Raw genomic sequence first — 14,029 nt, forward strand, 5'->3', positions numbered from 1 at the left:
CGCTCAGCCCGATTTCGTCAAGGCCGAAGGATGGCAGGCGAGCCGTTCGCGGATCAGCCGGACGAACGCATCGCCGGCCGCATCGAGCGCGCCGCTGTTGTCGATCGTCACGGCCCGTTCCGAACCGCGATAGGCCGCAACGGATCGCTTCAGCCGGGCGACGATCTCGTCGCCGCTCTCGCGGCCGCGCGCGGCCAGCCGGCCGGCGATGATCTCCGGGGCCGCGACCACCTCGACCACCTGAACGTCGGCATAGGTTTCGAAAATCGCATCGAGCGCCTGCCGCGAGCCGTTGGCGACGGCGATCCCGCCCGCCGCGACATGGCGCAGCGACGTTGCGGGCAGGCCGTAATGAAGCCCGTGCGCCTGCCACGTCACCGCGAGCGCGCCGGTCGCCGCACGGCGCTCGAACTCGGCAACCGACACCGGTTCATGATCCTCGCTCGCATCGTGGGCGGGCCGGCTGATCACGCGCCGGACGAACATCACCCGGGGATCGTCCGCCAGAAGGTGCCGGGCGAACCCGATCACGCTGTCCTTGCCGGCGCCGCTGGGGCCGACCACCGCGAAAAGAACGCCGGGCGCCCTGGCCGCCGGCATCAGGCGACCCGCTGGCCCTCGCGCCAGACCTGCCGGACGACCGGAATGCCGTCCTGCCGGCCGACGCGGACCATATCCGCCCGCAGGCCCGGCTTGAGCGCGCCGCGATCGGTCAGGCCCACCTGCCGGGCCGGGTTGGCGGTGACCATGGCGATCGCCTGCGGCAGGGAGATGTGGTCGATCTCGTCGGCGAGCACGAACGGCGCGTAGATCAGCGAGAACGGCACATAGTCCGACGAGAGCACGTCGAGCACGCCCTCCTGGGCCAGCGTGCGCGCGGCAATGTTGCCCGAATGCGATTTGCCGCGAACCACGTTGGGCGCGCCCATCAGAACGCCCATGCCGGCCTCGTGGCTGGCGCGCGCGGCCTCCATTGTGGTCGGAAACTCGGCGACCGAGACGTTGAACTGCTGCGCCTCGGCGACATGGTCGAGCGTGGCGTCGTCATGGCTGGCGATGGCGATGCCGCGAGCCGCGCAGATCGCCGCCAGCGCCTCGCGGTGCTTTTGCGCATAGATCGACGACTGCATCTGCCGACGCTCGACGAAGGCGCGGAACTCCTCGTCGGAGAGGCCGCGCTTGGTCTTGTAGTAGAGTTCGTACTGATCGAGCGTCTGGAACTGGCGCTGGCCCGGCGCGTGATCCATCAGCGAGATCAGGCCGACGCCGGGATCGTCCTCGAACGCGGAGAAATGGTCCATCACATCGGACGCGGACACCTCGCAGCGCAGGTGAATGCGATGCTCGGCGCGCAGCCGTCCCTCGGCCTGCGCCTCCTGGATGGCTTCGGACATGGCGCGCATCTCGCCCTTTTCGAAGCCGCCATCCTCGTCCGATCCGAGCCGGAGACAGTCGAACACCGTGGTGATGCCCGATGCCGCGATCTGCGAATCGTGCGCCTGGATCGCGGCGGTCAGCGGCCAGCGCACGCCCGGACGCGGCGCATAGTGCTGTTCGAGATGGTCGGTGTGCAGTTCGATCAGGCCGGGCACGATATAGTCGCCGCCCACATCCTCGCCCGCCGTGCTGATGCCCTCGCCGATCTCGGCGATGACGTCGTCCTCGATGACCAGCGTGCCGTGGACGATGTCGTCCTCCAGCACGATGTTGGCATTGGTCAGGACGGTCTGCGACGACATCGGTGGCGCTCTCGGAAACGGGAATGAGGAATCAGCGCCACGGCGCTGGCCGGTACATGCCTGCCATATGTGACGTTTGGATGGCTGTGTCCACCGATGCCGGTACGGCGCCCGCGCGAACCGGTTCTACCGGCCAATCATCCAGTCGGTGAGCCAGCGCATGCGCCGGCCATAGGGCGGCGTGATTACCTTGCGCAGCATCGGCCACTGGGGAAGCACCAGCACGGAGCGCTGGTGGGAGAACTCCTCAAAGCCCCGCCTGCCATGGTAGGCGCCATGGCCAGACGGGCCCACGCCGCCGAACGGGAGGTCATCGATGGCGAGGTGAACGATGGTGCCGTTGACCATCGCGCCGCCGGACGTCGTGCGCGCGACCATGCGCTCGGCGGCGCCGGCATCGCGCCCGAAGGCGTAGAGCGCCAGCGGATGATCGCGCGTCGTGATGAAGGACACCGCCTCGTCGACACCGTCATATTCGATCACGGGCAGGACCGGCCCGAAGATCTCCTCGCGCATCAATGCCCCGTCGAGGGGCGGATCGAGCACGATGGTGGGCGGCATCTTGCGGCTGTCCTCGGCGGGCGATTCCGTCTCCAGCACCGTCGCGCCGGCGTCGCGCGCCTCCTCGACCAATGCCGTCAGCCGCTCGAAATGGCCGTCCGAGGCGATCGACGTATAGGCCGGATTGGCCGCGTGGCTCGGATAGGACCGGCGCGCCTCGGCAAGGATCGCATCCGCGAATTCACGCGCCCGGCCTTTCGGGACGAGCAGATAGTCGGGCGCGATGCAGGTCTGTCCGGCGCTGTAGAACTTGCCGAACGCGACGAGCGGGGCATGCGCGGCCGGATCGGCGTCCGGCATCATCACGCAGGGGCTCTTGCCGCCAAGTTCCAGCGTCACCGGCGTCAGGTTCTTCGCCGCCTCGATCGCCACGAGCCGGCCCACGCGGGTCGACCCGGTGAAGAACAGATGATCGAACGGCAGTTGCGAGAACGCCTTGCCGATCTCCGCATCGCCGGTGACCACCGCGACCTCGTCCTCGCCATAGACGTCGGCGAACAGCTTGCTCAGCGACGCCGAGGTGTGCGGGCTCAGTTCGGACGGCTTGATCATCACGCGGTTGCCGGCGGCCAGCGCCTGGGCGGCCGGAAGCACGGCGAGATGGAACGGGTAGTTCCACGGCGCGACGATGCCGACGACGCCCTTGGGCTCATGACGGATATAGGTCCGGCCCGGAACCGGAAGGCCGGGATTGAAGATGCGCGTCGGCGACGCCCAGCGATCCAGATGCCGGCAGGTATGCTCGATGCTGCGGATGGCGACGGCGATCTCGGCCTGCAGCGTCTCGTCGGCCGAGCGGTTGCCGAAATCGGCGCTGACGGCCTTGACGATCTCGCCCCGGCGCGAGCGGATCGCGCGCACCAGATCGCGCAGTTTCATCCGGCGGGCGCTCACCCCCGGCGCGCTGTCGAACGAGAACGCGCCGCGCTGCATCCTGAACAGCGCCTTCATGCGGTCTTCGTCGGACTTGAACGGTGCATTCATGGCAGGATCCTACAATGGGCCGGACGGGCCCGCAAACCGCGCACGTCAGGCCGCTTCAGCCGGCTTGGCCTCGGGGAACAATTCCTCGCCGCGCGCCTCGATCTCCGCGGCTGCCGCCAGCAGCTTCTCGCGGACCTCGCATTCCAGAAGCCATGCCGCGTTCGGATCGTCGCAGGGAACAAGGAACATCACCGACTGGCCGAAAACGTCGTGGCCCGTCACGTATACCCCGCGATTGTCGAGATCACCCAGCCGGTCCGACATCGCGTCGAGAATGTCTTCATAGGCCTTCCGCAACGGATCGATCGGCGCATCGTGCGCCAGACGCAGATCGACGCGGCGGATGATCTCGGAATCGACCATGGTCCAGTTCTCGAAACTTTCCTCGACGAAGTCGGAGACCGGCACGACGATGCGCCGACCGCTCCAGTCGCGAAGCTGGACGAAGGTGAAATGGATGCGTTCGACGGTGCAGATATAGTCGCCCCACAGCAGCTTGTCGCCGATCTTGGCCGACTGGTTCAGCGCGATCTGCATCGACGACAGGATGTTGGCGAGAATGCTGCGCGCGGCGAAGGCGAGGATCAGCGTGAGCACCCCCGCCGATGCGAGCAGCGATATGCCGAGATTGTGCGCGAGGTTGGCTTCGCGCAGCAGAAGCCCCCCGCCCGCCACGACCAAAATGACGATCAGCAGGCGACGCGCGGCGGCGACCTTTGTGGCGAGCCCGCGCTTTCGCTCCTGCCCCTCGCCGACCGGGCTGAGCTGGCCCTGGTCGAAGTCGATCAGCCGGTTGAGGATCGTGTCGGCGACGTTGATGACGAGCCAGATCGCGACGATGAAATAGCCCACCGTGATCAGCGGCGAGACCAGCGCGTCGATGCGGCCCGAAAAGACGAACAGGCCGTGCGTGAACAGGTTCACCGTCGCCGTCATCGCCAGAAGGATGAGCGGGCCGCGCACGGCGAGCATGAAGGATTCGCCGCCCTCGTCGCGGCGCTTGCGGAACAGGCCCCTGGACATCAGCGCATAGGTGCCGAAGCCGAGCCCGAGGGCCAGCAGCACCGCCAGTGGCAAGGCGAACAGCTCCCACAGGCGCAGGTCGAACACGACCTCCCGGTGCAGTGGTTCGGGCAGCATCGCCTCGAACTGCGAACGGCCATAGCGGGCGGCGAGCGCGGGCAGGTTCTCGACCGAGGCTTCCGCGAACAGCCAGACCGGATCACCGCCGGCAGGGCGGACGCGGTTGAGACGGATCGACACGGGACGGTCGTCCAGTTCGACCATCCACAGAAGGATCGACCGCCTCGGCTCGCCCGCCATCGCCGCTTCCGACGGAGCCCGGGCGTTCAAACCGTCGGGCCTGTCGGGCAGATCGGTCCAGTCGATGACGACCTTGCGTTCGATGATGACGGCCAGTTGACGGGCGAGTTGGGGGCCGGCGCTGGGCTGTTCGGCGACGGGATAGCCGCTCAGGTCGAGCAGGTGGGCGGCGCCCTGCCAGTCCCCATCGGCGGCGCGGTCCAGAAAGGATTCGACCGTCGCCTGCGGCGTCTGCCGGTCGATCCCCGCCGGGACCGGGCCAAGCCCTTCGTTCAGTGCATCGGCTTCGAAGAAGCGCTGCGAACCGTCCTGCGCGGTCGCCGCGACCGCCAGGATCAGGATCAGAAGTGCGGCGCAAAGCGGTCGCGCCGCATGATGCATCCGTTTCGCAAGCACCCCCGATAACGCGTGAACGGCGCGTCCGTTCCACGCGCCGGCCTGAGCGGCGGCGGCCTCAGACCGGATCGTGGACGATCAACGTGCCGGCGCCATGCTCGGTGAAGATCTCCAGAAGGACCGCGTGCGGCACCTTGCCGTTGAGGATGACGACGCCTTTGACGCCGCGCGTCAACGCGGCGATGCAGGTCTCGACCTTGGGGATCATGCCGCCCGATATCGTGCCGTCGCCGATAAGCCCGCGCGCTTCCGAGACGGTAAGCTGCTTGATCAGCTCGCCGTTCGCGCCGAGCACGCCGGGCACGTCGGTGAGGAACAGGAGCCGTTGGGCGGAGACCGCACCGGCGATCGCGCCGGCGAACGTGTCGGCATTGATGTTGTAGGTGTGGCCGTCGCGGCCGGGCGCCACCGGCGCGATCACCGGGATCATCTCGGAGGTTGCGAGTTGGTCGAGCAGCGTGCGGTCGACCCGCGCCGGTTCGCCGACGAAACCGAGATCGACGATCCGCTCGATGTTGCTGTCCTCGTCGCGGATCGTGCGGCGGGCCTTTTCGGCGAAGACGAGGTTGCCGTCCTTGCCGCACAGTCCGATCGCCCAGGCGCCCTGAGCGTTGATCAGCGCGACGATCTGCTTGTTGATCGAGCCGGCGAGCACCATCTCGACGATCTCGACGGTCTTCTCGTCGGTCACGCGCAGGCCGCCCTCGAACGTGCTCTCGATGCCCATGCGGTCGAGCATGGCGCCGATCTGCGGGCCGCCGCCGTGAACGACCACAGGATTGACGCCGGACTGCTTCAGAAGGGCGATGTCCTGGGCGAAGGCGGTGCCGAGCTCGGTATCGCCCATGGCGTGACCGCCATATTTGACGACGACGGTCTTGCCCGCATAGCGCTGCATGTAGGGCAGCGCGGCGGCGAGGATGGCGGCTTCGGTCGCCGGTTGCGCGGTGGTGTCTGGGTGGGCCATTGGACTGGTTCCGGGCGGCAATCGGGCGCTGTCATAGGCAACCGGAGACCGAATGAAAAGGCGGATCGCGCCCCCGAAGGTGCGCGCGCCGCGCCGCGCTCACGCAATCGTTGACCAAGGTGAGATGAAAGCCCGGCCGTTTCGGCCTATGTTCGTGGCAACAAAGGAGAACGTCCATGCTGACCAAACGCACGGTTCTGGGCCTCGGCATTGGCGGCGCCGCCGCCGTGACCGTGGCCAAATGGTGGGGCACCGCCCCGGCAACGGCCTCGTCCGACGGCGCCTTCGAGATCGTCAAGACCGAGGAGGAATGGCGCGCGCAACTGACGCCGCAGCAATTCGCCGTCCTGCGCGAGGAAGCCACCGAACGTCCGTTCACGAGCCCGCTCAACGACGAAAAGCGCGCCGGCGTCTATCATTGCGCCGGCTGCGAGCAGGAGTTGTTCCTGTCGGAGACCAAGTACGACAGCGGCACGGGCTGGCCGAGCTTCTGGCAGGAAATCGAGGGCAAGGTCGGCTACAAGACCGACTACAAGCTGTTCGTTCCGCGCACCGAGGAGCATTGCTCGCGATGCGGCGGCCATCTGGGCCATGTGTTCGACGACGGTCCCGCGCCGACCGGCAAGCGCCATTGCATCAATGGCGTCGCCCTGAAGTTCGTCCCCGCCGACGGCGCCGAGCCGATTTATGGTTAGTCACATATATCTGCGGATGCTCTCAAACAGCTATCAACGCAAATATTCCGAAAGCAGTGCCAAAGAAAAGCCATGTATTTGATACAACAATCCCGATCGGCAGGCCAAATACACCGTTGAACGGCGCGTACTTCACTCCAAAACCGTGACTCTTCAAAGCGGAGTTAAAGACCGTTCTGAAAACGTCTTCAGATCGACGCAATCTAAGATATTCCGCCCTTGAGACCCAATATGACGCCCAACAAAGCACAATAGACGAGAGCGGGAAAATATACTTATAGATCGGCTCTACAAGCTCATTGGCTGAAAATAGTGGCACAGAAATGAGGGCAGCATATGCCGCAATAGACCAGTATATGGACTTCCAGTAAGCGGCATGTTTGTAATGGTAATCTTCCCAGGCGGCTGCAATTAGAGTCGCCTGGGAATTTCGCTCGGGTTCTGGGGCTTTTGCGTCCACTTGAACCAATTACGACGCCTTCTTCTGGTCCTGATCGTCGTCGTCGATCTCTTCGAAGTCGGCATCGACGACGTCGTCGCGGGCGGCGTCCGCTTCGGCATCGCCTTCGGCATTGGCCTGCTCCTCGGCTTGGCTGGCCTCGTAGATCGCCTGCCCGAGCTTCATCGAGGCTTCGGCCAGCGCCTGCGACTTGGCGTTGATCGCTTCGGCGTCGGGCGTTTCGGCCTCGATCTCCGACTTGAGCGCGGCGACCGCGTCCTCGATCGCCTTCTTGTCTTCCTCGGAGATCTTGTCGCCGTGCTCGCCGAGCGACTTCTCGGTCGAATCGATCAGCGACTCGGCCTGGTTGCGCGCTTCGACGGCTTCACGACGCTTCTTGTCGGCCTCGGCGTTGGCCTCGGCATCCTTGACCATCTTCTCGATCTCGTCGTCCGACAGACCGCCAGAAGCCTGGATGCGGATCTCGTGCTCCTTGCCGGTGCCCTTGTCCTGGGCGCGCACGTTGACGATGCCGTTGGCGTCGATGTCGAAGGTGACCTCGATCTGCGGCACGCCACGCGGCGCCGGCGGAATGCCGACCAGGTCGAACTGGCCGAGCAGCTTGTTGTCGGCGGCCATCTCGCGTTCACCCTGGAAGACCCGGATCGTCACCGCCGACTGGTTGTCCTCGGCGGTCGAAAAGACCTGGCCCTTCTTGGTCGGGATGGTCGTGTTGCGGTCGATCAGGCGGGTGAACACGCCACCGAGCGTCTCGATGCCGAGCGACAGCGGCGTAACGTCGAGCAGCAGCACGTCCTTGACGTCGCCCTGCAGAACGCCGGCCTGGATCGCAGCACCCATGGCGACGACCTCGTCCGGGTTGACGCCCTTGTGCGGTTCCTTGCCAAAGAAGTTCTTCACCGTCTCCTGGACCTTGGGCATGCGGGTCATGCCGCCGACCAAAACCACCTCGTCGATCTCGCCGGCCCTGATGCCGGCATCCTTGAGCGCGGCTTCCATCGGCTTGACGGTGCGCTTGACCAGGTCGTCGACCAAGCTCTCGAACTTCGAGCGGGTCAGCTTCATGGTCAGGTGCTTGGGACCGGACGCATCGGCCGTGATAAACGGCAGGTTGATCTCGGTCTGGGCCGAGGACGACAGCTCGATCTTGGCCTTCTCGGCGGCTTCCTTGAGCCGCTGCAGGGCGAGCTTATCGTTCTTCAGATCGATGCCCTGATCCTTCTTGAACTCGTCGGCGAGATAATCGACCAGACGCAGGTCGAAGTCCTCACCGCCCAGGAACGTGTCGCCGTTGGTCGACTTCACCTCGAACACGCCATCGCCGATTTCCAGGATGGAGACGTCGAAGGTGCCGCCGCCAAGGTCGTAGACGGCAATCGTGCGGCCGTCCTTCTTCTCGAGCCCGTAGGCGAGAGCGGCGGCCGTCGGCTCGTTGATGATACGCAGAACGTCGAGACCGGCGATCTTGCCGGCGTCCTTGGTCGCCTGGCGCTGGGCGTCGTTGAAGTAGGCCGGCACGGTGATGACCGCCTTTTCGACCTTCTCGCCCAGATAGCCTTCGGCAGTCTCCTTCATCTTCTGAAGGACCATGGCGGAAATCTCGGCCGGCGAACGCTTGTCGCCGCCCGCCTCGACCCATGCGTCGCCATTGTTGCCCTCGACGATCTTGTAGGGAACCATCGACTTGTCCTTGTCGACGGTCGGATCGGAGTAGCGGCGGCCGATCAGGCGCTTGACGGCGAACAGCGTGTTTTCGGGATTGGTGACGGCCTGGCGCTTTGCCGGCTGGCCGACGAGGCGCTCGCCATCGTCGGTGAAGGCGACCATGGACGGGGTCGTCCGCGCGCCTTCGGCGTTTTCGATGACCTTGGCATCCTTGCCGTCCATGACAGCGACGCACGAATTGGTCGTGCCCAGGTCGATACCGATTACTTTTGCCATGTCTTACCTCTTTTGTGCAGCAGACCGCGCGGACCCGTTATGGCGTTCGTGAGCGCGGCCCCTTTTCATTGGCAGAATTGGTTCATTTCCGGAGGCGCCTTGCCGCGCCGTCCGCGCTGGCGGGTATATAAGGAGGGCCCTTTTTGCCTGCAAGGCGCGGTATCGGGGAATGTATGCACACCGGGATCAGCGGCGCTCGCCGGCCCGCAGCAAAAGCAGACCCGCCGCGACGATTGCGGCGGCGCCCAGCCACACATTGAGCCCGGGCAGATCGCCGAAGACGAGATAGCCGATGATCACCGCGCCGATCAGTTCGACATAGACGATCGGCGACAGGGTGGAGGCTTCGGCAAAGCGGAAGGCGTTGATCGACAGCATGTGACTGACCGCCGAAAGGCCGCCGAGCAGCGCAAACAGGCCAAGGTCGGCCACATCCACCCATTTCCATGCATGGATCGCCTGCGGCGTCAGGATCAGCGCACCGACAACACACTGGAATATGAGCGTCTTCACCGGATCGCTGCGGCGCGCGGCCTGGCGTGTGGCGAGAAGGTAAAGGCCGAACAACACCCCGCTCGCGACCGCCAGCAAGAGGCCCGGCTCGATACCGCCGCCGGTGGGATCGACGATCACCAATGCGCCGGCGAAGCCGAGCACGACGCTGACCGCCTTTCGCGGCGAGAACCGCTCGCCGAGCAGCAGCACCGCAAGCGCGCTCGCGACGATCGGACCAACGAAGAACGCGCTGATCGCTGTCGCCAGCGGTACGGTGGCGATCGCGACGAAATAGAGCGTCATCGCGCCGACCAGGAACAGGGTTCTCAGCGTGTGCGCGCCGAGGTCACGACGCGGGAAGATGGCCGGGCCGAAGCGGGCAAGGCCCAGCGGAATGATCAGCGCACTGGCGACTGCGTATCGGGCCCAGCTTATGAAGAGCGGCGAATAGTCCGCGGCCAGATACTTCGCGGTGGCATCGACCACCGGAATGGCGAGCATGGCCGCCACCATGAGCCCGACCCCGAGGGCCGGCCGTTCCGTGCCGTCGATGTCGGCCGCGGCCCTGTCGCGCATGGCCCACCCCTTCTGTTCGCCATGCCCAAAAACGCTATCGGTGCGGCGTGACGCAGGCAAGGCGCGCAGAGGCCAAGAACGGCCTCGATCGTGACAAGACCCTACCGACCCAGGATCACGTCCAGAACCGAGCGGCCGCCGGCATCGTTCGATCCGCCGACGCTTGCCGGAGGGCGCGGGCCGCCGGTCGACGAGGTCATCGTGCGGTCCGGCGGCGGCGGCACGTAGCCGCCCGACCCGTTGCCCGACGCCATCGGCACGCCGGCTTGCGGCACCGGCGGGGCCGGGCCGCGCTCGGGGCGCGGGCCGGGGATGATGTTGAAGGGCATGTAGCCAGGCAGATCGGCGATCGGCAGGTTCTCGTGGGCCGGCTGCATCACCGCACGCCACGTCATCACGGGAAGCGTGCCGCCGGTGACGTCCTTCATCGGTGCGCCGTCGTCATTGCCGAACCAGACGCCGGTGACCAGATGCGCCGTGTAGCCGACGAACCAGGCATCGCGCGCGTTCTGCGTGGTGCCGGTCTTGCCGGCAGCGGGGTGGTTGAAGGCGGCCGCCCGGGCGGTGCCCGACCGGACCGTCTGGCTCATCATCCGGTTCATCATGCCGGCAAGGTCCGGCGCCAGAACGCGCGGGCGATCGGCCCTGCGCTCGTAGAGGACCTCGCCGTCGAGCGTCGTCACGCGGGCGATGACGTGCGGCTTGGCGCCATAGCCGCCCGTCGCAAACGGCAGATAGGCCGCGGTCAGTTCGAACAGCGTCACCTCGGACGTGCCCAGCGACAGCGACGCATTGGCGGTCAGTTCCGATTGGATCCCCATCCGGCGGGCGGTCCGCGCCGCATTGGCCGGTCCCGTCTCCATGATGAGTTGCGCGGCGACCGAGTTGAGCGACTTCGACAGCGCCGTCTCCAGCGTGACCGGCCCGTGATACCGGCCGCGATAGTTCTCCGGCGACCATTTGCCGATCCGGATCGGCGCGTCGTTGCGCACCGAGGTGGGGGTCAGCCCCTGCTCGAGCGCGGCCAGATAGACGAACGGCTTGAAGGCAGAACCGGGCTGGCGTCTGGCCTCGGTCGCGCGGTCGAACTGCGAGCGCTCATAGTCGGCGCCCCCGACCATCGCCCGCACGGCACCGGACATGTCGATGGAGACGAGCGCGCCCTGGCTGACGTTGCGCTCGGCGCCGTGTTCGGCGATCGTCGCCCGGACCGCCGCCTCGGCGGCCTTCTGCAGGTCGAGATCGATCGTCGTGTCGACGATCACGTCGCGCCGGACCTTGCCGATCAGCTCCGGCAGTTCCTCCATCACCGCATCGGCGACGTAATGGTGGGCGCCGGACCAGTAGCGGCTGGCACGCGTCTTGGGCTGCGCCAGCGCGGCCGTCATCTCGCTGTCGGAGACGAGCCCTTGGTCGCGCATGACCGAAAGGACCAGTTGCGCGCGGCCCTCGGCCGCTTCCGGGTCACGGTTCGGTGACAGCCGGGACGGGGCCTTCAGAAGACCGGCCAGCAGTGCCGCCTCGGGCAGCGAGACATCGCGCGCCGACTTGCCGAAATAGCGCCGTGCCGCCGATTCCACGCCATAGGCGCCGGCGCCGAAATAGACCCGGTTGAGGTACATTTCGAGGATCTGCTGCTTGGAATATTCGTGCTCCAGCCAGACGGCGAGCAGCACTTCCTGGACCTTGCGGCCGATCGTGCGCTCGGGCGTGAGGAACAGGTTCTTGGCAAGCTGCTGGGTCAGCGTCGATCCGCCCTGGACGAGGCCGCCGGCCATCACGTTGCGGGCCATCGCCCGCGCCAGTCCGATCGGATCGACCCCGAAATGCGAGAAGAAGCGCCGGTCCTCGATCGCCACGACGGCCTTGGGGATGTAGGGGCTGATCTCGTGCAGGCCGAGCGCCTGCCCGCCGGTCGCGCCCCGGTTGGTGATCAGGTCGCCACCGGCCGAAACGATCTTGACGTTCGGCGGGCGGTCCGGAACGGTCCAGGTGCTCGCCGAGGGCAGTTGCGCGCCATACCAGGCGATCACGCCGGCAAGGGCGATGCCGCCCCAGATGCATCCGATGAAGCCCCAGTAGACCAGCCCGCCGAACAGGCCGCGCGCGCGCGCCGCCACCTTGCGCGAAGTACGCTTGCCGCCGGCCCTCTTCTTCTGGGTGGCCTTGCGCCGCTTCGGCCCGGACTTCGCCGACCGGCGCGGCGGCGGGGCGGCGCGATCGTCGGCGGTCACGGCGAAGTCGGCCGCGCCCCTTCGCCCCTTGCCGTCTTCGAAACGGGGCTCGACGCGCCGCTTGCGCTTTTTTTTCGATGAGAACATGCGGGCCCGCACAACCGTGACTGCAAACAAACAAACGGTCGTCCAAGACCTAAAGCAGCCGGTTTAAGGGGCGGTTAATCGTCCGTGTCCGCCACGACCTCGATCATCGCGCCCGCGTTCATCAACCGTTAACCATCGTGCCGCGCCAGCGCATCGAGAATGCGGGCCCACGAGCGCTGACCCTTGGCAAACGACGTCAGCTCGTACTTCTCGTTCGGCGAGTGGATGCGGTCGTCCGACAGCGCGAAGCCGACCAGCAGAGAGTCCATGCCGAGCATCGTCTTGAAATCGCCGACGATCGGGATCGACCCGCCCATGCCGATCACCGCGGCCGGTTTGGGCCACTCGTCGGAAAGGGTCGTCTTGGCGGCGATAACGGCGGGCGAATCGGCGGCAAGGATGTTGGCCGGCGATGCGCCGTGATCGGCGAAATCGATACGACAGTCGGCCGGCACGCGTTCGCGCACGAAGGCGCGGAAATTGTCGCGGATCGCCTGCGGTTCCTGCCCGGCGACGAGCCGGAACGAGACCTTCGCGGACGCCTTGGCGGCAATGACGGTCTTGAAGCCGTCCCCGGTATAGCCGCCCGTGATGCCGTTCACCTCGGCGGTCGGCCGCGCCCAGGTCAGTTCGAGCACGCTGCGGCCCTTTTCCCCGGCCGGATGCTTGAGATCGATCTCGCCGAGAAATTGCTCGTCCGTCATGCCGAGCGCCTTCCAGCTTTCGAGCTGCTGGGCCGGCACCTCCTCGACGCCGTCATAGAAATGCGGGATCGTCACCCGTCCCGTCTCGTCGTGCATGTCGGCGAGAATGCGCGTCAGGATGTGGATCGGATTGGCCGCTGCGCCACCATAGTGGCCCGAGTGCAGGTCGCGGTCGGCGGCGCTGACGGTGATTTCCTCGCCGACAAGCCCGCGCAGACTGCCCGAGATGGCGGGCGTCTGCCGGTCCCACATCGAGGTGTCGCAGACCAGCGCGACCTCGGCCTTCAACTCCTCGGCGTTTGCCTCGAGGAACGGCTTGAGCGAGGGCGAGCCGCTTTCCTCCTCTCCCTCGAACAGGATCGTGACCCGGCATGGCAGGGCACCGTGAACGGCCTTGTAGGCGCGGCAGGCTTCCACGAAGGTCATCAGCTGACCTTTGTCGTCGGATGCGCCCCGGCCGGTGATCACGGTTGTGCCGTCGCGCTGCTTGAGAGCCGGCGCGAAGGGATCGTCTTCCCACAATTCGATCGGATCGACGGGCTGCACGTCGTAATGGCCGTAAAACAGCACGTGCGGCGCGCCCTCGGGCCCCTCGTGATGGGCGACCACCATCGGATGCCCTTGCGTGTCGCGCACCGAGGCGTCGAACCCGATCGACGTCAGATCGTCGACGAGCCATTGCGCGGCGGAACGACACTCCTCCCTGTAGGCCGGGTCTGTCGAGATCGACCGGATCCGCAGCAGCGCGAACAGGCGCTCGACGCTGTCGTCGACGGACGTATCGAGGCGCTCGAGAACCGGTTGCAGATCAAGGTCGGTCGCGGTCATCGTCATGCTCCATCGTCAGGGGTCAGCGGGCGCCGATTG

At 66.2% G+C, this 14,029-nt stretch carries 10 protein-coding genes; 1 reads left to right on the forward strand and 9 read right to left on the reverse strand.

Annotation, left to right across the window (positions count from 1 at the left end):
* Nucleotides 1–3: 3 nt before the first annotated feature.
* The 5 genes from phnN to argB all read right to left on the reverse strand — a co-directional run bounded on the left by phnN (nucleotide 4) and on the right by argB (nucleotide 5,970).
* The gene (gene phnN / locus E0E05_RS15185) at nucleotides 4–600 is read right to left on the reverse strand and encodes a phosphonate metabolism protein/1,5-bisphosphokinase (PRPP-forming) PhnN (protein WP_131617476.1); all 597 of its coding nucleotides are present in this window, start codon (nucleotides 598–600) and stop codon (nucleotides 4–6) included.
* A complete protein-coding gene (locus E0E05_RS15190; protein ID WP_131617477.1) occupies nucleotides 600–1,739 on the reverse strand; it encodes an alpha-D-ribose 1-methylphosphonate 5-triphosphate diphosphatase in 1,140 nt (379 codons plus the stop codon). Before E0E05_RS15190 ends, phnN begins: the two co-directional genes overlap by 1 nt.
* A gap of 126 nt (nucleotides 1,740–1,865) precedes the next feature.
* The gene (locus E0E05_RS15195) at nucleotides 1,866–3,284 is read right to left on the reverse strand and encodes a coniferyl aldehyde dehydrogenase (protein ID WP_131617478.1); all 1,419 of its coding nucleotides are present in this window, start codon (nucleotides 3,282–3,284) and stop codon (nucleotides 1,866–1,868) included.
* A 45-nt stretch (nucleotides 3,285–3,329) separates the two neighbouring features.
* Nucleotides 3,330–4,988 (reverse strand): mechanosensitive ion channel family protein, encoded by a 1,659-nt coding sequence (locus E0E05_RS15200; RefSeq protein WP_131617479.1) that lies wholly within the window; start codon nucleotides 4,986–4,988, stop codon nucleotides 3,330–3,332.
* Nucleotides 4,989–5,061: 73 nt separating this feature from the next.
* A complete protein-coding gene (gene argB / locus E0E05_RS15205; protein WP_131617480.1) occupies nucleotides 5,062–5,970 on the reverse strand; it encodes an acetylglutamate kinase in 909 nt (302 codons plus the stop codon).
* A gap of 176 nt (nucleotides 5,971–6,146) precedes the next feature.
* Here argB and msrB point away from each other — a divergent pair, with 176 nt between their 5' ends.
* Entirely contained in the window at nucleotides 6,147–6,665 is a 519-nt protein-coding gene (msrB, locus tag E0E05_RS15210) for a peptide-methionine (R)-S-oxide reductase MsrB (protein ID WP_131617481.1), read from the forward strand.
* Nucleotides 6,666–7,134: 469 nt separating this feature from the next.
* On the opposite strand, the gene dnaK is transcribed toward msrB, so the two are convergent.
* The 4 genes from dnaK to E0E05_RS15230 form a co-directional block, all read right to left on the reverse strand.
* A complete protein-coding gene (gene dnaK / locus E0E05_RS15215; protein ID WP_131617482.1) occupies nucleotides 7,135–9,066 on the reverse strand; it encodes a molecular chaperone DnaK in 1,932 nt (643 codons plus the stop codon).
* A 186-nt stretch (nucleotides 9,067–9,252) separates the two neighbouring features.
* Nucleotides 9,253–10,137, reverse strand: coding sequence for a DMT family transporter (locus E0E05_RS15220; RefSeq protein WP_131617483.1), 885 nt, complete (start codon nucleotides 10,135–10,137; stop codon nucleotides 9,253–9,255).
* 101 nt (nucleotides 10,138–10,238) lie between these two features.
* The gene (locus E0E05_RS15225; protein WP_131617484.1) at nucleotides 10,239–12,458 is read right to left on the reverse strand and encodes a transglycosylase domain-containing protein; all 2,220 of its coding nucleotides are present in this window, start codon (nucleotides 12,456–12,458) and stop codon (nucleotides 10,239–10,241) included.
* A 128-nt stretch (nucleotides 12,459–12,586) separates the two neighbouring features.
* Nucleotides 12,587–13,990, reverse strand: a complete 1,404-nt coding sequence (locus E0E05_RS15230) for a M20/M25/M40 family metallo-hydrolase (RefSeq protein ID WP_131617485.1) — start codon at nucleotides 13,988–13,990, stop codon at nucleotides 12,587–12,589.
* Between the last annotated feature and the right edge of the window lie 39 nt (nucleotides 13,991–14,029).

It is taken from the genome of Roseitalea porphyridii (genome assembly GCF_004331955.1).
Lineage (GTDB): Bacteria > Pseudomonadota > Alphaproteobacteria > Rhizobiales > Rhizobiaceae > Roseitalea > Roseitalea porphyridii.